Below are 22,833 nucleotides of genomic sequence, written 5' to 3'. Positions count from 1 at the left end.
TCACCGCACGTCAAGCCACGCAGCGCTCAAGCGCCTGCGCAGCCGCAAGCACGCGCGCATCGCCCCGGCACGGGCCAATCAGCGTCACGCCCACCGGCATGCCGTGCGCACCCGTGCTGGTAGGCACATGGACGCAGGGATTGCCAAGCAGCGTCCACATGCGGTTGAACATGGGATCGCCCGTCGCGCCCAGGCCGGCCGGCGCCTCCCCCGGCGCGCTCGGCGCGAGGACGATGTCGACGGAATCGAACATCTGCCCGAAGGCCCTGCGTGCGGAACCGGCAAGCGCCTGCGCGGCAAAGAAGCGGCTGCCGTCGATGCCGCGGCCGGCCGCCAGCAACGCGGCAAAGCCACTGCTGAAACCATCGGGCCGCGCGCGCATTTCCGGCGCGAAGGCGGCTGCGGCTTCATACGCCATGATGTCGATCTGGGCCTGCGTCAGTTCGTCGAATTGCGCGGGCAGGATCAGGTCGCTCAACACGGCGCCACGGCCCTCGAGCCAGCGCGCGGCCGTGTCCAGCGCACGCCGGCTGTCATCCCCCGCGCGCTCCCAATGCGGGGTGCGGCAAATGCCAACGCGCAGCCGCGTCGCCTGCCCGGCCTGCGGCGGCGTGAGCGGCAGGCGCGCCATCGCGCCGATGAAGAAGGCCGCATCGTCGACGCAGCGCGCCAGCACGCCCACGGTATCCAGGCTGGGCGAGAGTGACTTGATGCCGGCCGACGGCAGCGTGCCAAAGGTCGGCTTGTAGCCGACCACGCCGCAATAGGCGGCAGGACGGATGATGGAGCCGGCAGTCTGCGTGCCGAAGGCGATCGGCACCATGCCGGCAGCCACCGCCGCCGCCGATCCGCTGGACGAGCCGCCCGGCGTGCGCGGGGCATCGGCGGGAGCGCGCGGGTTGCGCGTGGGACCCGGCTGGAACGTAGCGAACTCCGTGGTCACGGTCTTGCCCATGACCACCGCACCCGCGGCGCGCGCCATTGCCACGCAGGCGGCATCCATGACGGGCCGATGGCCGGCGTAGATCGGCGAGCCATAGGTGGTGGGCATGTCGGCGGTGTCCATCAGGTCCTTCACGCCGATGGGCAAGCCGTGCAACGCGCCCGAGGCAGGCCCCGCATCCAGCAGCCGTGCCTGCTGCAATGCCTGCGCCCCATCGAAATGCTGCCAGGCCAGAATGCCGGCCTCGGCGGCGTCGATGCGCGCGATGTACGCCCGTACCAATGCCTGCACGCTGAGTTCGCGCCGCGCCATGCGCGCCGCCAGCTCACGCGCCGGCAGTGCCAGGAAATCGTTCATGCCTGTTCTCCGTCAGCCGAAATACGCCGAGCGCACTTCGTCGTTGCCGGCCAGCGCTTCGGCCGTGCCCTGGGCCACCACGCGCCCTTGCGACAGCACGTAGCCGTAATGCGAAATGGCCAGCGTCTGCCGCGCATTTTGCTCGACCAGCAGCACGGTGATGCCCAGTGCGTTGATCTGCTTGATGACCTTGAAGTTCTCTTTCACATACAGCGGCGATAGCCCGAGCGACGGCTCATCGATCACCAGCAGCTTAGGTTCCGCCATCAAGCCCCGGCCGATCGACACCATCGCCTGCTCACCGCCCGACATCGTCCCCGCCAGCTGCGTCGCCCGCTCCTTCAGGCGCGGAAAGATATCGTAGACCTTGGCCAGGCGATCGCGCACCCGCGCCGCATCGGTCTCCAGGTACGCACCCAGCGCCAGGTTCTCCGCCACCGTCATGCGCGGAAAGATCTTGCGCCCCTCCGGGATGCAGGCGATGCCGGTAGCGATGATGTTGTGCGTTTTCTCGCCAGCCAGGTCCTTGCCATCCCACAAGACCTGGCCCTGGCGCGGCGGCGTGAGGCCCAGGATGGCGCGAATCAGCGTGCTCTTGCCCGCGCCATTGGCGCCGAGGATGCAGGTGATCTTGCCAGGGGCCACGTCGATGGAAACGTCATGCAGCACGTTGACCTTGTCATACCCGGTGGTGAGCCCTTTCACGCTGAGCGTGCCGGGGGAATCGAGCGTGCTCATGCGGCTTCCTCTCCAAGGTAGGCGGTCTGCACATTGGCGTCGGCGGTGATTTCCGTGTAGGTGCCCTCGGCGATCTTCTTGCCATAGTTCAGCACCACGCAGCGGTCGGTAATGCGCTCGATCACGTTCATCTCGTGCTCGATCAGCACCACCGACAGGTTCGGCAGCTTGCCGCGCACATCCAGGATGTCGCTCATCAGGGCATGCGTTTCGTCATGCGTCATGCCGGCGGAAGGCTCATCGAGCAACAGCAGGCGCGGCTGGCTCATCAGCGCGCGGCACACCTCGATGCGGCGGCGGTCGATCATGGTGAAGGTATCCACGGGCTCGAACAACCGCGCCACCAACGGCGGGCTGAAGATATTCAGCAGCCCCTTTACCTTCTCCACATAGGCGTCGTACTCCGCGCGAAACGCCTTGCGCCGGAACAGGTTGAACACCAGCCCGTGCTGCATGTGCTGGTAGTCGCCGATGACGATGTTGTCGAATACCGTGAGCGGCAACGACAAGCGCGAGCGCTGGAAGGTCCGCGCCACACCGCTGCGGTAGATGTCCTGCGGCGTCTTGCCGATGACGTTCTCGCCGTTGTAGCTGATGGTGCCGCTGCTCGCCTTGTACAGGCCGGTCAGCACATTGAAGAAGGTCGTCTTGCCGGACCCGTTGGGGCCCAGCAGCCCGAGGATCTCGCCCTCGCGGATAGTCATGTCCAGGCTGTCCAGCGCGGTCAGGCCGCCGAAGCGCATGGTCAGGCCCTTGACTTCAATCATGGTCTTGTCACTCATCGCGAAGTCTCCCGGCCAAAGAACAAGCGCGTCTTGCGCGGCAGCAGCCCGTCGGGGCGGAACAGCAGGATGGCGATCACCAGCGCCGCGTAGAAGAGAAAGCGGTATTCCTGGATGAACTGCAGCTTCTCCGGCAACACCAGCACGATGATGGCCGCCGGAATCAGGCCGACCGCATTGCCCAGCCCGCCCAGGATCACGATCGACAGCATCAGCAGCGAATCCGAGAACGTGAAGTTGTTCGGCGCCACGAAGCCGGTGATCATCCCGTACATGCTGCCCGCGATGCCCGCGAAGAAATTGCCCAGCATGAAGGCCACAACCTTCCAGCGCGCGATATGCAAGCCGAAGGTGGCGGCGGCCGTCTCGTCCGTGCGCACCACGTCCATGCTCAATCCCACCCACGAGCGCTCCAGCGCCTTCACCGTCGCAAAGACGCCGGCACAGATGCCCAGGCTGATCAAGGCATAGCTCACGTAGAACGACACGTCGACACCCGCCACCGTGAAGCCATCGTTAAGCGCGTAACCAAAGATGCTCATGCCCGGCACCTGCAGGCCTTGCGGCCCGCCCAGCACGTCGTTGACCTCGATGAAGGTCTTGAACAGGATGCCGAAGGCGATGGTCACCAAGGCCGCATAGTGCCCGCGCGTGCGCAACACCGGCGTGATCAGCATCGAGCCGACCAGCGCCGCGATCACGCCCGAGATGACGATGATCAGCAAGTGCGGAATACCGGTGTGCATCGCCATCACGGCGGTGGCATAGCTGCCGATGCCAAAGAACGCCGCGCCCGCGAAGTTGGCCACGCCGGAGAAGCCAAACTGCAGCGTCAGGCCGAGGCAGGCCGTGGTGTACAGCAGCACGGAGCAGATCATCAACAGCGCGAAGTGCGCATCGTAGAACGCGGCGATCAGCGCCAGCGTGCCGCCCACCGCCCACACGCGGGCCAGGCCAGGGCGGCTGGCGCCGGCCTGCTCGAGCGCGCGGTTGGCGCCCAGCTTCCGGCCGGCAATGACCGCCACGATGGCAACGACCAGCAAGATGGCCACGCTGAGCTGCGACTCCGCATGCAGGAACAACCACATGTAGACGGTCAGCGCGATGCCGGCCAGCGCCAGCACCACGGCGGGATTACGCTTGCTGGTGGTGTGACTCTTCGGGGTATTCAAGGTGTTCATGGTGTCAGACCCGCTCACTGGATTTTTCTGCGATCAGGCCGGTCGGCTTCCAGGCCATCAGCACGATGACGACGGCGAAAGCGAAGACGTCCTTGTACGCGCTCGGGATATCCGGAATCAGCGCAGGCAATGTGGCGCTGCCAAGCACCTGCAGCGCGGCAAACAGGAAGCCGCCGAGGATGGCGCCGTAGATGTTCCCAAGCCCGCCGAGAATGGCCGCGGCAAAGCCGATCACGCCAAGCAACAGCCCCACATTGAAATTGATCTCGTTGTAGTACAGCCCGTTCATCACGCCCGCCAGCGCGGCCATGCCCGAGCCCAGCGCGAACGTCAGCAGCACCACCGCCTCGAAGTTGATGCCCATCAGCCGTGCCGTTTCGCCATTCTGCGCCACCGCGCGGATCGCCATGCCGAAACGGGTACGCGTAATCAGCAGATGCACGCCGACGATGATGGCGATGCCGGTAGCCAGCAGGATCAGGTTATCGGCACGCAGCGACAAGCTGCCCAGCTCGATGGAAGCCGTTGGCAGCAGCGCCGGGAACGGCTTGGGGTTGGAGCCATCGGGATAGAACAGCCGCACGGATTCGCGCATCACCGTGCCCAGCATCAGCGTGGCCAGCAGTGTATTGAGCGGTGCCGCCTTGCGCAGCGGCAGGATCAAGAATTTGGCAATCGCCGCGCCCAGCAGGCCCGTCACGCAGATCGCGCACAGCACCACCGCCAGCAATCGGATCCAGGGCGACTGGATGTCGAGCATCAGCACACCGGTAGACGCCGCCAGGCCAGCAAACGCGCCAACCATCAGCGTATCGCCGTGCGAGAACTTGATCACATCCAGCACGCCGAAAAACAGCGTAAATCCCACGGCGACCATGGCATAGATCATGCCGAGCATCAAACCGTTGAAGACGTATTGGCCAATCACACTCATCGAGTTCCCCTTTCCCCCATCCAGACCAGAAGCCAGACGCCACGCGCACTCGGCCACGGGCCGCCGCGCCGTGCGGTCGCGGGCCCGTGGGATCGTGGAATCGTGCCTTCCTGGTTTAACGCTTCGGTGATTTACAAGCCGGCGAGCTTCTTCTTGCCCTTGCCGTAGGTGCTGTCCTCCCAGATCACCCACTTGCCATCCTCGACCACATACTTGGTCACCAGCGGCACGATGTTCTGGCGATGGTCGTCGAACGTCACCTTGCCGATGATGGTGTCGGCATCCTTGGTCGCATTGAGCGTGTCACGCACCTTCTTGCGATCCGGCCCCACCTTCTCCACCGCATCCATGATCAGGTTGGCCGCGGCAAACGCAAACGGGCCATACGCCTCAGGCGGATCGCTGTACTTCTGCTGCGAGTACTTGCCCGCGAAGAACAAGCCGCCGGGCAGCTTCTCCCACGGCGCGCCCTCGATAAAGGCCAGCGAGCCCTCGGCCTGCTCCTTGCCCGTACCCTGGATATACGCATCGGACTTGATGCCCGAGGTCCCCTCGAACTGCGCCTTGATGCCCAGCTTCTCCATCTGCGTGCGGATACGCACGCCCAGCGGCGTGAGGCCGCCAAAGTAGACAACGTCAGGCTTCAGCTCGCGGATCTTGGTCAGCTCCGTCGTGAAATCCTGCTGGTCGGCCGTCACGCCGAACGTACCCAGCACCGTGCCGCCATCCTTTTTCAGGAACTCGCTGAAGTACTTGTTATGGCCTTTGCCGTAATCGGTGGTGTCATGGATGATCGCCCACTTCTTGTAGCCCAGGCCCGTCATGAACTTCGCCGCAACCTCGCTCTGGTTGATCATCGTGCCGTTGACGCGATGGATCTCCTTGAAGTTATTGCCGTAAGTGACATCCGGCAACACGGCGCCCCACACCACGGCCGGCATGCCAAAGCGGTTGTACACGCCAACCGTACCCATCGCCACGGCCGAACAGAAATGCGTCACCCCCGCCACGATGCTCTTGTCGGCAGCGATCTTGGTCGCCACCTGCACGCCCACGTTGGGGCGGCACTCATCATCCTGCGTGACCAGCTCATAGGTGTACTTCGACTTCGGGTCAGCATTGCGCAAGCGAACCGCCAGGTCGGCGGAGTTGCGCCCGCCCAGGCCGATGGACGACACGCCGCCAGTCAGCGGGCCCACGAAGGCAATCTTGACGACATCCTTGGCGGCAGCCGGCGCGGACATCCCGGCCAACCCGGCCGAGGCCAGCAACAAGGCAGCGGCAACTACGGTGTTCTTCTTGCGCACTCTCATCCCCTTCGACACGTGGACAAACGGTGGGTATTCAAGTAACTCGAGCAAAACTACATGCGACTTTCTCTAAATTCAAGTTACTTGAATTTTGCGTCGCAACAACCGTGCCAGTGACTTTGGGGGTACCCAGGGATGGAAAGCGCCGCGCTGGCGGCCGAAAACGCCCATGGCAGGCGGCAGTTACGTGCGCCCGGCACGGTTCTGGTGCGCTGCCGCACCAGAAGTATGGAAAGTTGGGGAATACAGGGATGTCGGTGCTGCGCGAAGGGGAACCTCACCATCACGGTCCACATTGGTCGTGGCGCCTAGCGCCCTGCCAACTAGCGGAGCGACGACCGCGCTTGTGGCCCCGCCAATGGCACCATATCCGGCACCCGACGTACCCGCCGTTGGCGACACCCCGCAACCCTAAACGCAGCATGGCCTAGCGGGCAGTCACCGCCCCGACGCGGGGGCGGCCGGTGGTTTTTTGCCCCAAACGCGGTTTTTGGCCCGCGCAAGTGCGGGTACGCTCGCCCGCCACGTTCCAACCTAGTCTTCGACTATATTTCCCACATCGTCTTGAAACGCGTAAAAGCCTTCGAACAAATCCTCCGGCCATTGATCGTCCGTCAACGGGCACGCTTCCAGTTGTCGAATCCTGCCGTCAGGCCCCAGCCACACAATGAAGCTAACGAGACCTTCTGTTGGGCTACGACGTCGAGCATTGACCGCCGGCGGATATTCCCTTACAGGTAGGCCGTCTGCCGCACGCGGGACGACAACCGGCACAGCTGCACGGGCGCAGCAGAAATCGGTTGTGAAGCCACTACCAGTCGACTTGCGCTCAGCGATTGTCAGGTACGGCAGCTGATCTCGCATTCCCATAATCCAAGCCGCATCCCCTCGCAGAGCAAGCTTCATCACTTTCAGCTCGAACGGTTCTGGCAAAAGTCCCATATCTTCCTCATGGCAGTGGGTATTTCGGGTTCGCTGTGTTCCCCGAGAATGCACCAATTCTGAATGATCCATTGACGGTCACCCCACGCACCCAAACTGGGGTCCCACCCACGTTGATCCACTTGGTTACTACTCCTGGTTGTCCCGCCAATTGCTGTGCGACGGCATCTACTGCAGCAAACGCAGCTTCATTGCTCCCATACTGCGTGACCAAGGACCCCAGATCGTGAGTAGGATCATCAAAAATATGGGTCAGCTTTGCTCCTGAGTTCCCATACTTCGCAAGCGCTGTGGTGCCTGCTGCTGCTCCTTCGATGGCATCTCCAGCTGCGTTACGCACAGCGCCGCCACTGCCACCCAGCCCGCCACCCATGTCGCCGGCAATCGCCACCATCGCGCTGGTTAGCTGACCTTCCGGCGTCGCAAACCAGCTTGCAACGGCCGACCCGACACTCGTCAGCTTGTCCTTCACACCGTTCCAGCACTCATGCATGGAACAGTTGTTCAGCGCTTCGTTCTGCGCCGCGCTGGCTGCCGCCAGTGGATCCTGACCGATTGCAGAGGCGATGCCGCCACCAGCCAGCATCGACAGCGCCGTGATCATCGCATTCTGCTCGGGCGATGCCGCTCCGCTGCCCACTACCGCCGCACCGATGAATGGCGCCAGGGCCGCAGATGACGCTCCGCCAATAGCACCGGCGCTACATCCTGTACCCAATGCTGCCGAACTCGCACAACCCAAGGCAGCATGAGCTATCACATTGACGAGTGAACCCGCTGGCGTCAGATCGCTGCTACCAATCGCATTGGCACCCAACGCCGCCGCCTGCGCCACCAGGCTGCCCTTGAGCGCATTCCCAAAGCTGCCCCCGTTGAACACCGTGCTGACCCCGGCATTGATCAAGCCCGTGCCAACGAAGCCAACAGCTTGCTGTGCCAGCGTGCCGGTCGCGCCATTCTGGGCTGCCTGCAACACGCCACCGACGCTGTTCGTGCCCGCCAGGTTTGCCAGGGTATTCGTTCCCTGCAGGGACTTACCCCATTCACTCACCCCGAAGCTACTGCCATCAAAGGTGATGCCCTTGGTCAAGCCCGCCGTGATCGCGCCAATCGCACCGGCCGTCGCCAGCTTGCCGAAGTTCAACCCTTGGCCGGAAGCGAGTTGGGTGAAAGCGCTACTGGCCATGCTGGAGAGGGCGGCCACGATCATGGCCTGCGCCAGCGTCATCTGCGCCAGCGCCACGCCCATGACCGCCGCAGCGGCACCCGCGGTCACGATCGAGATCGCCACCGCGGCCACCATCATCACAATCTGACCAAGCGGTCCGAACCCCTTCTTCTCCTTGATGAACTGCGTATGAATATCGTCAGCGACCGTGCCTTCGGTGTAGTTCAACCCCAGGTTGGCCTTCAGCTGGTTCACCAGCGCCACGGTGGCGGCCTCGTCGACCGTGCCGTCAGCGTTGCGGATCAGGAATGCGTCGTTGACCGCGTGGACGCTGTCGGCCTCGATGTTCATGCGCATGGCGCTCATGAACCCGCCGGGCTGCACCACCGTGCCGGTGATCACGTTCCAGCCGCCCTGGGCCTTGTAGGCCGAGGTGCCGATGTCCACCACGTTGGGGCCGGCGTCGATGCTGCCGGCTTTTACGTTGAGCGTGTCGGCGGCGGTGATGGCGCCGCTGTTGCGCAGCTGCCCGGCGATGTCCAGGCTCACGTTGTCGCCGGCGATGGTGCCGCCGGTCGGCTTGGTGAGCGCCTGTGCGTAGCCTTCGGGCAGGTACACCTGCGGCACCAGCGCGTTCACCGTGGGGCATGCGGTGCTGGCTACGGTGTTGCAGCTCGGGTCGGGCACGGCTTGCTGCACGTACCAGAGCAGGGGCTTGTCGAGCTCGTTGACCTGCGTCTGCGTCAGCGCCGTGCCCAGCGCGATGTGGTGCGCCTTGGCGTAGTCCGCCGCGTTCTTGTAGAGGCTCAGTTTTTCCTGGTCGGTGACCGAGAGCTGGTTCTGGCTGTCCCAGGCCAGGCCACTCACGAAGCTGGCTTGGCCGGTCTGTTGCAGCGCGGCTTGCTGCAGCTTTTGTCCTTCGGTGTAGGGGTCGTAGTAGAAGCTGACCTTGCCCGGGCGCAGCTCGGCCGGCAGCTGCGCGAGCAGGCTGTCGGGCGTGACGCCGGCCAGCACGGCGGTGGCCGGGCTGTTGTTCAGGTACTGCGCGCGGTCCGTGGTGCCGTTGGGCGCGGTGACCGGGTTGCCGCCGAGCTTGGCGCTGAAGTGCCAGTCGATGGTCTGGCTGCTGCCGGTGGTGGGCGCCGCCGGCGTGGCCACGATGACCGGGTTGAACTGCCAGGGAGGGGTCGGGTTGTTCACCGGCGTGGCGGCCGGTACCGCGCCGCCGGGGGTGACCACCGGGCCCAGCGGGATGACTTGCTGCGTGCCGGTTGCGGGTGGCGTGGGTTGCGTCGGGCTGGTGTAGCCGTTCACCAGGGCGGCTCCGGTCAGGTCGACGGTGCTGCCCATCAGGTTGCCGGTGTTGAGCACCTGGCCGCCGAGGAACGTGCCGCCGCCGGTGGTGCTGTTGTTGAGGATCAGGCCGATCGGATCGACCACGAAGGCGCGCTACTGGTTGAGCGAGATACCCGCCGCGTTGGGCGTGGTGATGTCCACCACGGGCACGCCGCCCACCGGCGCGCAGGGTCCGCTGGTGGTGCCGATCGACGGGGTGAAGCGCACCGGCGCGTTCGGGTCGGTGACCGGCGCGGCATGGGCCGCCGCAGGGCCAAAGCTGAGCGTCACCGGCAGGTGCGCGAGCGCCCAGCGCCACCAACCCGCACCGCAAACGCGGCCTCCGGCCTCGCGGAAAACCGGCCGATACGGTCACCGTTGCCCCCAACCCGGTTGCGGAGGATTTTGGTCGCAAGAACGCGCCAATGTTCGTAGAATGTTGCCACCCGCCAGCCTCAACCAGGGAGCGCAGCAATGACAGAAAACCCGGCGCCAGCCGCTTCCGGCAATGCCGCAGCGCTACCCACCAGTCGCCCTCCCTCCGACCTGGCCGACGAGATGCTGGCATTCGAGCAAACGGTACTGCGGCTGATCACGCGCAATATGCCGCTTCCCGCGCTGCTCGCCGAGGTATGCCGCCGCGCCGAGGCGATGTTTGGCGAAGGGCCGTCATGTTCCATCCTCCTGCTCGACGGCGATGGCATGCACACGAAATTCGGCGCGGCGCCTTCGTTGCCGGACGCGTTCAGCGCGGCGATTGACGGACTCCAGATCGGCCCCGGCGCCGGTTCATGCGGCACGGCCATGTTCGAGCGGCGCATGGTGGTGGTGGAGGATATCGCGACGGATCCCTTGTGGGACGACTATCGGCAACTTGCGTTGCCGATCGGGCTGCGCGCCTGCTGGTCGATCCCGTTCCTGGACGATGCAGGCAAGGTGCTCGGGGCGTTTGCGGTCTATTACCGCGTCCCGCGGCAACCAACCGCCAAGGAAGAGACGATCCTGCGCAACATAGGGCAGAGCGTGGGCCTTGCCGTGCATCAGGATGCGATTGCGCAACGCCTTGCGCACAGCGAAGAACATCATCGCTTCGTTGTCGATCTCCTGAGCGAAGGCATCCTCGTGCTCGCGCCAAGCGGTATCGTGCTGGCATGCAACCCAAGTGCGCAGCGCATGTTCCGCTCGGCGACGTCGCTGGTCGGCAGCAATATCTACGGCAACGTCGCGCGATCCTTTCATGACGACGGATCTCCGCTTCAGCTGATTGAGTATTCGAGTACCGCGGCAAGGACATGGCTATACCATCCGATCAATCGCTATAACGCTTCCTGAGCGCGGTTGCATCGTCAGTGGCTTCAACAAAGCTTAGGCGAAAAAAAGCCAACCCTAAGGCTGGCTTCATGGTCATGCAATGTGCGTACAGTTGGAGGGTATCATGCATTTCTCCTCAATTCCTGTCGTAGGGCGCCACAAAAGGCGCTCCTGCTATTCTTGAGAAATCAATCACTTGCAAAGCACGGCGCCACAGGGCCACCGCATATCTCGACTAACTTGCCGCGACTGCCCTAAATTACGCCACAGTTAGTGACATACCGTAATAAGCACTTTTGTGAACGTCACTATTTCACCTCTTACGGATTGCTTATGAGCCGCAAAAGTAACTCAGCTAACGACCGGATCCAAAAGTAGGGCTAGCGCGTCACGGGACCGCTCTGCACAGCCAACAAGTTACCCTTTCGTCCCTTTCCACTTGAAGCCAATCGGTTCGCGCCGCCGCGGCAGATTCATACTGCTCCGATCCTTGGAGCGAGCCATGAATGCGATCCGGCGGTGCGCCGCCTGCGGCCAATCTTTCCTTCCACGTCCCCAGGTACCGAGGCAGTGCTATTGCCCGGCTGCCGCATGCCAGCGCGAACGCCGACGCCGATGGCAAAACCAGCACCTGCGGACCGACGCCGACTATCGCGACAACCAGACGCGTGCGCGCACCGCTTGGCACCAGCGCAATCGTGATTACTGGTCCCACTACCGCGCCGCGCACCCGGCGTACGTCCAGCACAATCGCGAGCTGCAGCGCACCCGAAACCAGCGGCGAAGACGGATTGCAAAGATGAACGTGACATCCCTCCAAACGCCGCTCCCGTCGGGCGTCTACACCCTGCAGCGCCAGACGTCCGCCGGCATTGCAAAGATGGACGTGTGGACCGTGGAGATCGTTGTGCTGCCGCCGGTGAGGGGCCCATCAGCCCATGATTGCAAAGAGATGACTTGAGGCCGAACGCGTCGCGCCCTGCTACTGTGGATTCGTGCGCTCTCCCCAGGCAACGAACAGGTCCCAGACAAAGCCATTCGCACCTGCGTATAGGTCCACTAGGTATCGAGCATTGCGCGAGCACAGTGGATTCATGAGCGTGAGAGCGGGTTCGCACATTGGCTCGTGATCATCATGTCAATCGATCAGTTCAATACGGGGGCGCCAACCACGCCGCCAGCCCTTCGTGCAGTCGAATACGTACGGATGTCGACAGAGCATCAGCAGTACTCGACGGAGAACCAGCGCGACAAGATCCGGGAGTACGCCGCTAGGCGTGGTCTCGACGTCATCCGGACTTATGCAGACGAAGGAAAGAGCGGGCTAAGGATCGACGGGCGCGAGGCATTGCAGCGGCTCATCCGCGACGTCACCGGCGGCAACGCCGACTTCCAGGCGATTCTCGTCTATGACGTCAGCCGCTGGGGTCGGTTTCAGGATGCCGATGAAAGCGCGTACTACGAGTACGTTTGCCGGCGCGCCGGCATCCAGGTCGCATACTGCGCAGAACAGTTCGAGAACGACGGCTCGCCAGTGTCAACCATCGTCAAGGGGGTAAAGCGTGCAATGGCCGGCGAGTACAGCCGCGAGCTTTCGGCCAAGGTGTTCGCGGGCCAATGCCGGCTGATCGAACTTGGATTTCGGCAAGGCGGGCCCGCCGGCTACGGTCTGCGGCGGGTGTTGGTCGACGAGCATGGGCTCATGAAGGCGAATCTTCACCGCGGGGAACACAAGAGCCTGCAGACAGACCGCGTCATCCTTATGCCCGGACCAGATAGCGAGGTCCGGATCGTCAACCTGATCTACAACTGGTTCATCGATGAGTCGCTGAATGAGTATGAAATCGCTGCGCGCCTGAATGGCATGAGGGTGCGCACGGATCTGGATCGCGAATGGACTCGTGCAACTGTCAGGGAGGCGCTCACCAACGAGAAGTACATTGGAAATAATGTCTATAACCGCGTCTCCTTCAAGCTGAAGAAAATGCGCGTGATGAACTCGCCGGACATGTGGATTCGCAAGGACGGCGCATTCAAGCCGATCGTGCCACCCGATATCTTTTACACCGCGCAAGGCATCATGCGGGCCCGGGCGCGCCGATACAGCTGCGAGGAGCTGACCGAGCGGCTGCGGAATCTGTACAGGAATCGCGGCTTCCTGTCAGGCCTGATCATCGACGAGACGGAGGGCATGCCATCGTCTGCGGTATACGCATACCGCTTCGGCAGTCTCATCCGCGCCTACCAAGCCGTGGGCTTCACGCCCGACAGGGATTACCGGTACCTCGAGATCAATCGGTTCCTGCGCCAGCTACATCCTGCGATCGTCAAACAGACGGAGCAGGCCATCGCCGATCTAGGTGGGGCCGTCATCCGCGACCCTGCTACCGACCTTCTGGACGTGAACGACGAGTTCACTGCGTCGCTCGTGTTGTCGCGGTGCCAGCCACATGAGAACGGTCGAAACCACTGGAAGGTGCGATTCGATACAAGCCTGCTGCCAGATATCACGGTGGCTGTCCGGCTAAATAGTCAGAACGACGCACCTCTCGACTACTACCTGCTGCCTCGGCTTGATTTCGCGCAGCCCGGTATTCGCCTGGCAGAGCGTAACTCGATCGAGTACGAGAGCTATCGCTTCGACACGCTGGACTATCTCTATCACATGGCAGAGCGCGCCAAACTGCGGAGAGCGGCATGAACGCGAAGCGCCAGGCCGGCGAAATTCGAATGGTCCCGATTGATCATATCGAGGTGATCAATCCACGCGAGCGCAACAGTCGGGTGTTCGAGGAGATCGTAGGCAACATCAAGACTATCGGTCTCAAGAAGCCAATCACCGTGACGCCTCGAGCCGGCTCAAATGGAACAGAGAAGTATCTTCTAGTATGTGGCGAAGGTCGGCTGAGGGCATTTCGCTCGCTCGGTGAAACGACTATCCCGGCGATGGTGGTTCATGTCAGTGACGAGGACGCGTTCATCATGAGTCTCGCCGAAAACATCGCTCGCCGGCAGTGTCGCCCGCTCGAGTTGCTCGCCGGTATTCGGCAGTTGCAAGATCAGGGATACGCTCCCAAAACCATCGCCGAGAAAACCGGACTGACGCAAGCGTACGTCCAGGGCATACTGATGCTGCTTCAGCACGGAGAGGAGCGCCTCTTGATCGCCGTCGAGAAGGGCAAGATTCCCCTAACCGCGGCGCTAGCAATTGCTGGCGCAGGCGATGACGACAAGGCCATTCAAGCAGCATTGCAAGAGGCATATGAGTCGGGGAAGCTTCGCGGTAAGCAGTTGATGACCGCCCGGCGAATCATCGAGCGTCGGCAGACGTTGGGAAGGTCGGCTGCCAGATACATGACAAGCAAGAAGGCTGATGTCACGACATCAAGCCTGGTTCGGACGTACGAGAGCGAGGTGGACCGCCAGAAGGCCATCGTTCGCAAAGCTGAGTTCGCGCAGCAACGGTTGCTGTTCGTCATCGGGGCTCTTCGTCAGCTGTTTGCCGACGAAAATTTCGTTAATCTGTTACGTGCCGAGGCTCTGACCACGCTGCCTCAATACCTCGCTGAGCGAGTCTGGCCAACCGGGAGTTCGCCATGACAGGCGTAACGCTCGGATTTGTGCCAGAACCCATCTCTGTGCCGGTGATCTGCATTCTCCCTTCGCGCAGGACGCCAGCTGGTGTCGTCAACACGCGCAAATACAAACAGATCCGATCCTCCATCGGAGAAGTGGGCCTGATCGAACCCCTATCAGTGACTGCAGTCGATCCTCAGTCCGGCCATCACATGCTGCTCGATGGCCATATTCGGCTAGTGGTCATGCGAGAACTAGGCTTTGTCGAGGCGCCGTGCCTCGTAGCGACAGACGATGAGACATATACTTACAACAATCGAATCAATCGTCTCGCCACCATCCAGGAACACTACATGATTCGCCGTGCGATCGACCGAGGCGTATCGCCGGAGCGACTGGCGAAGGCTCTTTCGGTCGACGTCACTCAAATCATGAAGAAGGTCAATTTGCTCGACGGAATCTGCCCGGAAGCCGTAGAGTTGCTTAAGGATCGGCAGTTCTCGCCGGAACTCACAAGAGCCATCCGGAAGATGAAGCCCACGCGCCAGGTCGAGTGCGTGGAACTAATGGTGGCTGCGAACAATATAACAGTGGCCTACGCAGAGGCTCTCCTAGTTGCAACACCCGCCGCCCGGCTCGTCGACGGGAGGAAGCCGAAAAAGTTGACTGGAGTCAGCCAGGAGCAGATAGCAAAGATGGAGCGCGAGATGAGCAACTTGCAGGAGCAGTACAAGATTGTTGAACAGACCTATGGGCAGGATGTGCTGAACCTCGTACTAGCGCGAGGCTTCTTGACGAAGTTGCTGGAAAACGAATCTGTACTCAAGTACCTGAATCAGCGGCAGCCGGAGCTAATTCAAGAGTTCGAATCGATCTTGGAGATTACGTCACTTGACCAGTAGGGGCTTTCTACCATGATGCTCAATGCGAGCGCCTGGCGTGGTTGACTCGATTACGTGGAAGCGATGAAATGCTAATGCTGCGGGCACCGGAGAGACCCTGTTCTTCGACGGTGCAAGCCCTGACGTCGCGGAGAACCCAGACAAATAGCTGGGCACCGCGGCGCCGCGATGATTCAGATCGACCCGGTGCAGTTGCACCCTGTGTTGACCATGTACGAGGTAATGCGGAGCTGATAGGGTGCGTCAGGATCAAGATGATGGGCGAAGTTTTATGGTATTCCGGCAACCACCCTCATTGGAGGAATAGCGGGTGCAGCCCATGAAGGGACCATACGGGCCACTGCGCCAAATCATGAACCCCTTTCCGCAGCGGTCACAGCGATTCGGTAACGGCCCTCCACGGTATGTTATGCGATCGCGGTATCGGGTGTCCATCAGCTCAAGAACAAACGGCGATGGGTTGAACTGACGGAACAGGACAGTCGCCCGTTTCTTCGCCCGAGTCAGGGCCACGTAGAACAAGCGGCGCTCCTCCGCATACGGGAATGGATCGCCGTTAGCCAATAGCATGTCCACAAGAGGGTCATTTTCCAGAGTTGACGGGAAGGTCAACCCCCAGCCAGCATTCAGTCCGAGCACGTATACATAGTCCGCCTCAAGCCCTTTCGAGCTGTGCACGGTCATGAACTCGATCTCCAGTGCGTGGCCATGACGTGTCTTCGCAGCATCAAACCACCAACTATTGATTCCCGCGGTTTTGCTCATGCTGTAGCGGCTAAGGAGAAACACGCTAGTCTTCTTCCCTGTTGGCTCATTCGCCTCCCTGATGCGGTGGGCTGCCGCTAGTTCAGAGAGCAGGCGATCAAGCTCACCAGAGATTTTCTCATCTTTTTCGATATTCACCAGATCAACTGCGCCATTGATCGTCTTATCAATCTCCGACGTAACTTCCTTCGTCTTCTGGCCTTTCTCATTGCGCTGGACGAAGAATGCTCCTACATCTGCGATTCCTTGCGCGCAGCGGAACGTCTTCGTAAGTCTACCCTCGTGGGTCGGGCCAAACATCTGCTGAAAGTCCATGAAAAGACGAAGATCCGATCCGGCAAAGCCGTTGATCGCTTGCCAATCGTCCCCTACGCCAAACAGGACGCTATCAGGGTGCTGAGCGAGCAGCGCCTTCACCAACCTAGCCCGACCGGGGGACAAATCCTGAAACTCGTCAACCAGTACCAGCTTGTATGGTGTTGCAAGGGATCCATGCTCCAGATGATCGGCCGCCTGGCCGATCATATCGTCGAAGTCGATTTTTCCTTCCTGTCGCAAGCGATTGTTGTACCTGCTGTACAGTGGCCAGAAGACGCTGGAGAAGCGGCGCCCACGGTACTGATCGTCGAGAGTTTCCAGTAAACTAGCGAATTGTGAAGGGGAAATTCCATTGCCCTTGACCAGGTGCAACACGCGGAGCACCAGATCTAGTGCATCCGTTTGGCCGAGTTGGCGGATGCGACTCAATACTTCATCACCCGTTTTTGGTCGAAAGGTCTGGCCCAATCGCTGTAGCGAGGCTTCGAGGTAAGCGAAAAGGCTCCCATCGCGGTGCTGATGGCTGCGGGTCTCGAACCAGCGCTCTGGTGCTTGCCTGCTGAGCCATTGGCGCTTGTTAGTCGCATTTCTCGCGTAATTCGGGAAGTGTGAGGGCGCTTCACCTTTGGCATTGAGCGCGAAGTGTTCGTGCCAGGCGTTGATGTCCGGGTAAAAGAAGTCGGGCTGATACTTATCCCAGCCATCCGGAAGTGACTCAAAAGGCCTTTCATAGACAAAAGGCACACCGTGGATATACAACCAGTTCGCTATCGCTAGTTCTTCTGCGGAACGAACCACATCTCCTGTTAGCGCCTGGAATGCCACGGGCTCTCCATTGCGTCGGGCTTTGCGCTGCCCGTCCACATAACGAGCGTAGTCCTCGTGCGAGTTGAACGCATCTTCTGCTGGCACCGGTTCGCGGCAGAGGGATAGGAACAATACCCAGTCGGTCAGGAAGTCAGTCGACGCCTGACACTCATTCAGCACAGCCTGCAGCCGGGGCTTTTCCTCGTGTTCAAGAGAGACGCGGGCCTTTCGCCGTTGATTGCGGGCGACCGCGCGGACGATGCCGGCTCCCAGGGCGTGAAATGTATGTGCCTTGACTACCTGTCCCTTGAGCCACGGCTTCACGCGAGCGTTGATACGTTCGTTGAGTTCTTCGGCCGCATCTCGATTGAAGGCGAGGGCGATGATCTCTTTTGGTTTGAATAGTCCACGCTGGATGGCGTATCCCGCTTTCCCCACTAAGGCTGAACTCTTGCCGGACCCGGCGGCAGCAACGAGTAGATTTCGGTCCTCAAGCACAACGGCGGCTCGACGCTGCTCGTCGGTCAGTGGCGTTTTCTCTACTGCATCGAAGAAGTCCTTGTAAGCCTCCAGTTCTTTGGCGATGAACTCTTCGTTTCGCCGACGAATAAGCGGCGAACCCGGGCGCAGCCCTTCGGAGACTCGTGCTGCTAGTTTGCGGAGTGTTGGCGCGTTGGGCGAACGCTGTGAGTAAGGATGATCCAGCAAATCGAATACGCCATCGGTAGCTGGATCTGCGAGACCGGATGCAACGTTTCGGAAACGTTGAGTATCACTGTGACGCAGGTATCGGTCTTGAGCAAGAAAACCTTCGACGTGCCGCGCAATACGCTCCAAGGCCGGCAATGCGTCGCTCAGGCGGCGCTCGATGTCGCGCACAATTAGACGTTCAATCGTATCGGACAGCTTCCGGGCCTCTCTGGGCCACAGCCCCGGCAAGCGTATTGACTCGTGGCGTCCTAGCAAATCAACTTTCGACCAGAGCCATCCCTTTCGGATAATCACGTGGTGCACATCAAACAACGCAATCGCCTGCTTGCCGTGTCGTGATACTGTCACAAGCTGTGAGTTGCCTGACGGCCCGGAAATTCGCGCTTCCCATTGTGGTGCCACGGCCGCTAGACACCCAAGCCAATACCCCTTCCAGCTCATCTTTTTGTTTGCTAGCTCTAGTTATGTTGTTGAGCCCCAAACGACCATCGGACATATAACTGGGTGGAATGGAGTGCCCCTACTTGGATGAGAATAGCATCGTCGGCCATGGGTAGCTCCTGTTTTGTGATCGGGGGGCGATCTCAGACATCGGTATGGCGATGCGCGGCTTTGGCGACCATCGTCCCAGCACGAGGCTGCGGCGGGGACTTGCCTCGATAGGCGTGTGCCCGCTTCGGAAGTTCGCAGACTGGCGGAGTGGATGATCGACGATCCGGCGGCCTATGAGAACAAGGAGGAGTTTCACATTCTCGTTTACGAGGCCCCCACCGTTGGTGTCAGCAATGCTCTCGCACGCAAGCGCGTATCTCACCTGGAGCATTGGCTGACGACTTTTGGTGTGCCGGTGAGCATGATTTCCATGGGGATCCCCCGCTACAAACCTGGCAAGTCGGCGGAACCGCCGAACTTTGCGCATATCAATTTCATGCCGGGGTGTCCGCACCCTTGCTGCCCAGGTCCGGAACCGACCTCGCAAATTCGCTAGGCGTGCGCTGGATGACGTCTCTCTGTCCGGCAGCCTGTTGTCAAACGGCAGGCTGCGGCAAAGAACCCGCAGTGCATCGAGAATGCTGATGGCGTGGCTGCCTAAGGTCTGGCGCCCATGTTCTTCATCTGCCTTTTTTCCCGCACCTGTCGATGTGAACCTGCCTCAGTTTCGCTGGCGATATCTGCGGCATGTCGTATGCAATGTTGGTCGCCTCGGTGGCCGTGGAGAGAAAGATCGGGTCGCCCCCGCCAACCTGGCTCAGTTGTTTCAGTACATCTTGCCTGCGCACCCCCGTATCGCGTTGTTGAGCGGCCATGAAAAGGAGGTCGGCTACGCACTGGCAGACCGACATCCTTTGCGCCTTGCTGACGTCGCCTTGCCTCGCTGGCGTTTGCCCATAGGCAGCGGCAGCGGCAGCGGCAGCGGCAGCGGCAAACAGGGCAACGGCCGCCATCATTGCGGCTCGTACAGCTTGGTGATGCATATTGTTTTGCCCCCTCTTCTGTTGAGGTGGTCTGGGTCTGCCACGCTGGCTCGGCGCTTGTGAACATTATTCACTTGTGGGGGAGGCGATCTGTGTGGCGCCGAACCTTCGGCGTCGCTTTCTACGCTCAAGCCCCATGCAAGGCTGGGCTATTCGATTCCGCCAGGCAGGACCTGGCTTTACAGCGCACGTTGCGACGGCGCGTGCCATGTGGTCACGGGCGAGAAAACCTGGATCTCCAGCGGCGCCCTCGACAATGTCGATCACCACCAGCTCGACGCAAGCTGGCGCCGCCTGGTCGCCGAGCCTGGCAAGGCTGGCCTACTGCGCGCACGCGTGCCGGCGGCCGGCTATCCATGCCGAAAAATGCCGAAACGCCGGGAGTTCGATGGGAAAACGAATGCCTGTGAGCATGTCTGTCGTAAAGCACCAGGCGCCCTGAGTGCCGCTATCGGGCTGAGGGGCAATTACACTTTAAGTGCTGTATTCGACATATTTGGCGCTTTTTCATGGTTAGCTGTACAGCAAAACAATAAAAAATAGCTAAATCAAGTACGAGCTCCACCATTTAGCTGCACAGCAAATTCACATGAATTCCGATTCCACCGCGTCGTTGACAGCGCGGTTTGTCGAAGCGTTCGAAGGCGCCACCGAAAAACAGCGCTCTGGGCATCGGCGTACAGAAGTACCGTTTCAGGCGCCATGGGCGCCTTGGTCGGCTGGACCTGCTCGTGAGTGTGGAGGGCGCTGCCCTTCGCCTCGCTGTCGAGATCCTGCGGGCAGGCCATCCACACCAGACAACGCTGCAAACGCCCGATCTCGAGCCGTCTGGCTGGGTTGGCCAGCCAGCGGCAGCGAGCGTCGAACGATGCTTGAGGCGCCCAGTGCCGCACGGCGATGGCTCGCGGCCCGGGAGTACAGCGGCCTTCCGTGTTACCTCGCGCCGTCGTGATCGCCATGTTCAGACGGCTTGTTTCCCGTCACCAGTTCCGCACCAACGCCGATCATGACGCCGCCGGTCCCAACCGTTGTGGAGATTGCCGTTTCGGTGATGGTCTTCGATACGGCTCGCGTGTAGGCGTCAACCTGCACGCCAGCGCGGACGTGTGCCTGGACGGTCTGAGGCATCTGGATGGCCCGGGACGTTGATGTGAGCGATTGCCTGAACAGATTTTGCAGTCCCGACCGGATCGATGCGATAAGCAGAGCCACCGTCGCATAGATTCCGAGAAACTCATTCATGCTACGTGACGCATCAACAAGGGGAGCCTGCGTGTCGCGTTCGTACTCCCGCCTTTTCACCGCCGCAAAGCAGCGTCGTCCCTGTTTCCCCAAAGGGGACAGTGATCAGAATGTCGAGCGAGTTCAATGGATCAGTCGGATAGTCGCCAACTAGCGACCACTCTCGTGGGCTCCACTTGCTTATGGCTCTGCCACCGTCGTTCTCGCCCTGATTGGCCGCCGTGGGCCGGAAGAAGTAATCAAGGCCGCATCCGAAAGCGGACGCCGGTGGCCGCATACTTCCGTTGGAGCATGAATTGTCGCGTTGGCGCGTTTATGGCATAACATCCGAGTTCGTCTGAGATCGGACATGCGCCCGAGTGCGAACCGATGCATATTGTGCGGGGCACAAATATCCATTTTTCGATAGTGTTCTCCCTGATTTAGTTATGATATTTGATCCACGTAAGCTTTCCCCAGATCACCTAGACACATATGGTTGGATCTTCATGCGAACGCGCTGTGAGCCTTTGTCGGCTGAGGAATACCTCTCTTTTTCTGAACAAGATCTCTCTGAGGGGGCTACGGTTCGTCATCTAATAAACGCTGTCGCGAATGCCAAAAGGGCTCTGCACATCAGGATGGAAGATATTTGTGTTGGCTTCGGTTCGGAATCGCAGAGGAATATTAAGCGCTTCCCGTCCATGGTCGATTACATCTCAAAATGTGGGATAACTGCTCCGCGGATTCTAAATCGTTTGAATCAAATTCGAAACCAGATGGAGCATGAGTACTCCACGCCCACGCTAAATGACGCAGAAACGTTCGTCGATGTAACCAGTCTATTCATCGCTGCGACTCAAAAGTGGATAAATCGGCAGCCCGCTGATATTGAAGGATCTCAGGAAATTTTCACTGAGGAGGGGACAACCTATCTTAGGAAACTATCGTTCGACTGGAAAAAGGGTATTGCTATATTGGAATCTAGCAGTAGTCAATATGGCAGCTTACCATGTGAGGTTCTTGCGCGTTTCGAGTGCCCTTCCGAGGAGTTCTTCATTTGCGTGAATTTTGCGGTTGCACACGACAGATAACCTATCATTGCACGCCGGCATCGGAAGACGAGAAAAGCTGATTGATAAGGTCGCATACGATGTCGAAAGTTCGTAGTACCGTTGGATGTAGCATCGTGGAACCATGCGCATACTCGTTGCGAATCTTAGGTAGGCTATCGATAAATGCACTGATCCAGTCATACCTCATGTCCTCCTCAGTGGGCCGTACTGTGGCGGGGTCAATCGTTATGGTGGTGATTCCGAGCTTGGACATTTTTTGTATTTGATCAAACTCAAAACGCGCTCGAGCCCGTTCGCGGGCCAACTGATCCCCGATTCGCAGCTTACTGTTGGCGATTAGACCGAGCCTCTGGGCCTCTCTCAACCGATCGCTCAGGCCTGTAGATTTTTTACTTCTTCGCGCTATTGGACTGTCACTTTTTGATTCAAGGCGGCTCCGAAGTGCAAATTCTAGGGAACTCAACGCCTGTTGCTCGGCCACCGCGTGAAAACGATAGACGAACCACGCGTAGGCGTAGAGGTTCTTGGCAGTCTCAAAGTGAAGCCTGACTGATCCGGGTACGGTACTCTCCAGCACGTACGGTTGGATGGCCTCAAGATGATCACTCAATTCCTGCGGCCTAACCTGACCAGCGCTATCGACAAGTCTGAAGAAGGCGTTGCGAGGATCGGGATGCGTTATGTCATTCTCATCGCGCAAGGCATCGCTTGGATCAATCATCTTGATTGCTCATCATTAGTAGTCATCTAATGCCATAACAGTAGCATCACGGAAGCGCGCCTGGTTCTCGACTTCTCCTTGCATCCACACCGGTCAAACGCCCCATTTGAGCATGCGAGCGTCACGCATGGCATGATGTTCGGGACGCAAAGCGCTGTAGTTGAGGGCGTCATTGGTCGACTTACCATGCGCAAAGAATTGCAATGCGGACATTGCGTCATGGGTTCACCCTAACTGGCACCGCTCTTCCTAGTGCACAT

General features: G+C 60.3%; 19 protein-coding genes and 1 pseudogene. 7 read left to right on the top strand and 13 right to left on the bottom strand.

Annotated elements, in window-relative coordinates; translation table 11 throughout:
- Positions 1–10: 10 nt before the first annotated feature.
- The 9 genes from AC1RWI_RS18125 to AC1RWI_RS18085 all read right to left on the bottom strand — a co-directional run bounded on the left by AC1RWI_RS18125 (position 11) and on the right by AC1RWI_RS18085 (position 9,981).
- Positions 11–1,300, bottom strand: a complete 1,290-nt coding sequence (locus tag AC1RWI_RS18125) for an amidase (protein ID WP_492867853.1) — start codon at positions 1,298–1,300, stop codon at positions 11–13.
- A 12-nt stretch (positions 1,301–1,312) separates the two neighbouring features.
- Positions 1,313–2,038: an ABC transporter ATP-binding protein gene (locus AC1RWI_RS18120; RefSeq protein ID WP_492867851.1), complete on the bottom strand. Its 726-nt coding sequence runs from the start codon at positions 2,036–2,038 to the stop codon at positions 1,313–1,315.
- The gene (locus AC1RWI_RS18115; RefSeq protein ID WP_492867849.1) at positions 2,035–2,820 is read right to left on the bottom strand and encodes an ABC transporter ATP-binding protein; all 786 of its coding nucleotides are present in this window, start codon (positions 2,818–2,820) and stop codon (positions 2,035–2,037) included. The genes AC1RWI_RS18120 and AC1RWI_RS18115 overlap by 4 nt, the downstream gene beginning before the upstream one ends.
- Entirely contained in the window at positions 2,817–3,947 is a 1,131-nt protein-coding gene (locus AC1RWI_RS18110; RefSeq protein ID WP_492867892.1) for a branched-chain amino acid ABC transporter permease, read from the bottom strand. The genes AC1RWI_RS18115 and AC1RWI_RS18110 overlap by 4 nt, the downstream gene beginning before the upstream one ends.
- Positions 3,948–4,005: 58 nt before the next feature.
- Entirely contained in the window at positions 4,006–4,935 is a 930-nt protein-coding gene (locus AC1RWI_RS18105) for a branched-chain amino acid ABC transporter permease (RefSeq protein WP_492867847.1), read from the bottom strand.
- A 131-nt stretch (positions 4,936–5,066) separates the two neighbouring features.
- On the bottom strand, positions 5,067–6,242 hold the full coding sequence (locus tag AC1RWI_RS18100) for a branched-chain amino acid ABC transporter substrate-binding protein (RefSeq protein ID WP_150985396.1): 1,176 nt from the start codon (positions 6,240–6,242) through the stop codon (positions 5,067–5,069).
- Positions 6,243–6,779: 537 nt separating this feature from the next.
- Entirely contained in the window at positions 6,780–7,187 is a 408-nt protein-coding gene (locus AC1RWI_RS18095; protein ID WP_492867845.1) for a hypothetical protein, read from the bottom strand.
- A gap of 7 nt (positions 7,188–7,194) precedes the next feature.
- The gene (locus tag AC1RWI_RS18090; protein WP_492867843.1) at positions 7,195–9,795 is read right to left on the bottom strand and encodes a DUF637 domain-containing protein; all 2,601 of its coding nucleotides are present in this window, start codon (positions 9,793–9,795) and stop codon (positions 7,195–7,197) included.
- Between the two features lie 9 nt (positions 9,796–9,804).
- Complete coding sequence (locus tag AC1RWI_RS18085; protein WP_492867841.1) at positions 9,805–9,981, bottom strand: hypothetical protein; 177 nt, start codon at positions 9,979–9,981, stop codon at positions 9,805–9,807.
- A gap of 183 nt (positions 9,982–10,164) precedes the next feature.
- On the opposite strand from AC1RWI_RS18085, the pseudogene AC1RWI_RS18080 reads away from it, so the two are divergent.
- The 5 genes and pseudogenes from AC1RWI_RS18080 to AC1RWI_RS18060 form a co-directional block, all read left to right on the top strand.
- Positions 10,165–10,953: pseudogene (locus AC1RWI_RS18080) on the top strand (GAF domain-containing protein); the annotation flags it as partial.
- Positions 10,954–11,503: 550 nt separating this feature from the next.
- Positions 11,504–11,962 carry a hypothetical protein gene (locus AC1RWI_RS18075; protein ID WP_492867839.1) on the top strand — a complete coding sequence of 153 codons (459 nt, stop codon included), beginning with the start codon at positions 11,504–11,506 and terminating at the stop codon, positions 11,960–11,962.
- Positions 11,963–12,136: 174 nt separating this feature from the next.
- Positions 12,137–13,702, top strand: a complete 1,566-nt coding sequence (locus AC1RWI_RS18070) for a recombinase family protein (protein ID WP_492867837.1) — start codon at positions 12,137–12,139, stop codon at positions 13,700–13,702.
- The gene (locus AC1RWI_RS18065; protein WP_492867835.1) at positions 13,699–14,601 is read left to right on the top strand and encodes a ParB/RepB/Spo0J family partition protein; all 903 of its coding nucleotides are present in this window, start codon (positions 13,699–13,701) and stop codon (positions 14,599–14,601) included. The genes AC1RWI_RS18070 and AC1RWI_RS18065 overlap by 4 nt, the downstream gene beginning before the upstream one ends.
- Positions 14,598–15,479 carry a plasmid partitioning protein RepB C-terminal domain-containing protein gene (locus AC1RWI_RS18060; protein WP_492867833.1) on the top strand — a complete coding sequence of 294 codons (882 nt, stop codon included), beginning with the start codon at positions 14,598–14,600 and terminating at the stop codon, positions 15,477–15,479. Before AC1RWI_RS18065 ends, AC1RWI_RS18060 begins: the two co-directional genes overlap by 4 nt.
- Positions 15,480–15,728: 249 nt before the next feature.
- Here AC1RWI_RS18060 and AC1RWI_RS18055 read toward each other — a convergent pair whose 3' ends face one another.
- On the bottom strand, positions 15,729–18,521 hold the full coding sequence (locus AC1RWI_RS18055) for a UvrD-helicase domain-containing protein (RefSeq protein WP_492867831.1): 2,793 nt from the start codon (positions 18,519–18,521) through the stop codon (positions 15,729–15,731).
- Positions 18,522–18,783: 262 nt separating this feature from the next.
- On the opposite strand from AC1RWI_RS18055, the gene AC1RWI_RS18050 reads away from it, so the two are divergent.
- Positions 18,784–19,068 (top strand): hypothetical protein, encoded by a 285-nt coding sequence (locus tag AC1RWI_RS18050; protein ID WP_492867829.1) that lies wholly within the window; start codon positions 18,784–18,786, stop codon positions 19,066–19,068.
- A gap of 124 nt (positions 19,069–19,192) precedes the next feature.
- Here AC1RWI_RS18050 and AC1RWI_RS18045 read toward each other — a convergent pair whose 3' ends face one another.
- Positions 19,193–19,528, bottom strand: coding sequence for a hypothetical protein (locus AC1RWI_RS18045; protein WP_492867827.1), 336 nt, complete (start codon positions 19,526–19,528; stop codon positions 19,193–19,195).
- A gap of 237 nt (positions 19,529–19,765) precedes the next feature.
- Between AC1RWI_RS18045 and AC1RWI_RS18040 the strand changes: the two genes are divergently transcribed.
- Positions 19,766–20,098: a hypothetical protein gene (locus AC1RWI_RS18040; protein WP_492867825.1), complete on the top strand. Its 333-nt coding sequence runs from the start codon at positions 19,766–19,768 to the stop codon at positions 20,096–20,098.
- A 390-nt stretch (positions 20,099–20,488) separates the two neighbouring features.
- Here AC1RWI_RS18040 and AC1RWI_RS18035 read toward each other — a convergent pair whose 3' ends face one another.
- Together AC1RWI_RS18035 and AC1RWI_RS18030 are read right to left on the bottom strand one after the other, a co-directional pair.
- On the bottom strand, positions 20,489–20,797 hold the full coding sequence (locus AC1RWI_RS18035) for a hypothetical protein (RefSeq protein WP_492867823.1): 309 nt from the start codon (positions 20,795–20,797) through the stop codon (positions 20,489–20,491).
- Positions 20,798–21,874: 1,077 nt separating this feature from the next.
- The gene (locus AC1RWI_RS18030) at positions 21,875–22,573 is read right to left on the bottom strand and encodes a hypothetical protein (protein WP_492867821.1); all 699 of its coding nucleotides are present in this window, start codon (positions 22,571–22,573) and stop codon (positions 21,875–21,877) included.
- Positions 22,574–22,833 lie beyond the last annotated feature (260 nt).

Source organism: Cupriavidus sp. MPR-AND1C (assembly GCF_058809705.1).
Note: the sequence above shows the minus strand (reverse complement) of the source record. Positions and strands in the feature narration are given on the sequence as shown.

Excerpts from the sequence above, each read along its gene's own strand:
- AC1RWI_RS18125 (WP_492867853.1), bottom strand. The coding sequence starts at position 1,300 with ATGAACGATTTCCTGGCACTGCCGGCGCGTGAGCTGGCGGCGCGCATG.
- AC1RWI_RS18120 (WP_492867851.1), bottom strand. The coding sequence starts at position 2,038 with ATGAGCACGCTCGATTCCCCCGGCACGCTCAGCGTGAAAGGGCTCACC.
- AC1RWI_RS18115 (WP_492867849.1), bottom strand. The coding sequence starts at position 2,820 with ATGAGTGACAAGACCATGATTGAAGTCAAGGGCCTGACCATGCGCTTC.
- AC1RWI_RS18105 (WP_492867847.1), bottom strand. The coding sequence starts at position 4,935 with ATGAGTGTGATTGGCCAATACGTCTTCAACGGTTTGATGCTCGGCATG.
- AC1RWI_RS18095 (WP_492867845.1), bottom strand. The coding sequence starts at position 7,187 with ATGGGACTTTTGCCAGAACCGTTCGAGCTGAAAGTGATGAAGCTTGCT.
- AC1RWI_RS18075 (WP_492867839.1), top strand. The coding sequence starts at position 11,504 with ATGAATGCGATCCGGCGGTGCGCCGCCTGCGGCCAATCTTTCCTTCCA.
- AC1RWI_RS18070 (WP_492867837.1), top strand. The coding sequence starts at position 12,137 with ATGTCAATCGATCAGTTCAATACGGGGGCGCCAACCACGCCGCCAGCC.
- AC1RWI_RS18065 (WP_492867835.1), top strand. The coding sequence starts at position 13,699 with ATGAACGCGAAGCGCCAGGCCGGCGAAATTCGAATGGTCCCGATTGAT.
- AC1RWI_RS18060 (WP_492867833.1), top strand. The coding sequence starts at position 14,598 with ATGACAGGCGTAACGCTCGGATTTGTGCCAGAACCCATCTCTGTGCCG.
- AC1RWI_RS18055 (WP_492867831.1), bottom strand. The coding sequence starts at position 18,521 with ATGAGCTGGAAGGGGTATTGGCTTGGGTGTCTAGCGGCCGTGGCACCA.
- AC1RWI_RS18050 (WP_492867829.1), top strand. The coding sequence starts at position 18,784 with ATGATCGACGATCCGGCGGCCTATGAGAACAAGGAGGAGTTTCACATT.
- AC1RWI_RS18045 (WP_492867827.1), bottom strand. The coding sequence starts at position 19,528 with ATGATGGCGGCCGTTGCCCTGTTTGCCGCTGCCGCTGCCGCTGCCGCT.
- AC1RWI_RS18035 (WP_492867823.1), bottom strand. The coding sequence starts at position 20,797 with ATGAATGAGTTTCTCGGAATCTATGCGACGGTGGCTCTGCTTATCGCA.
- AC1RWI_RS18030 (WP_492867821.1), bottom strand. The coding sequence starts at position 22,573 with ATGATTGATCCAAGCGATGCCTTGCGCGATGAGAATGACATAACGCAT.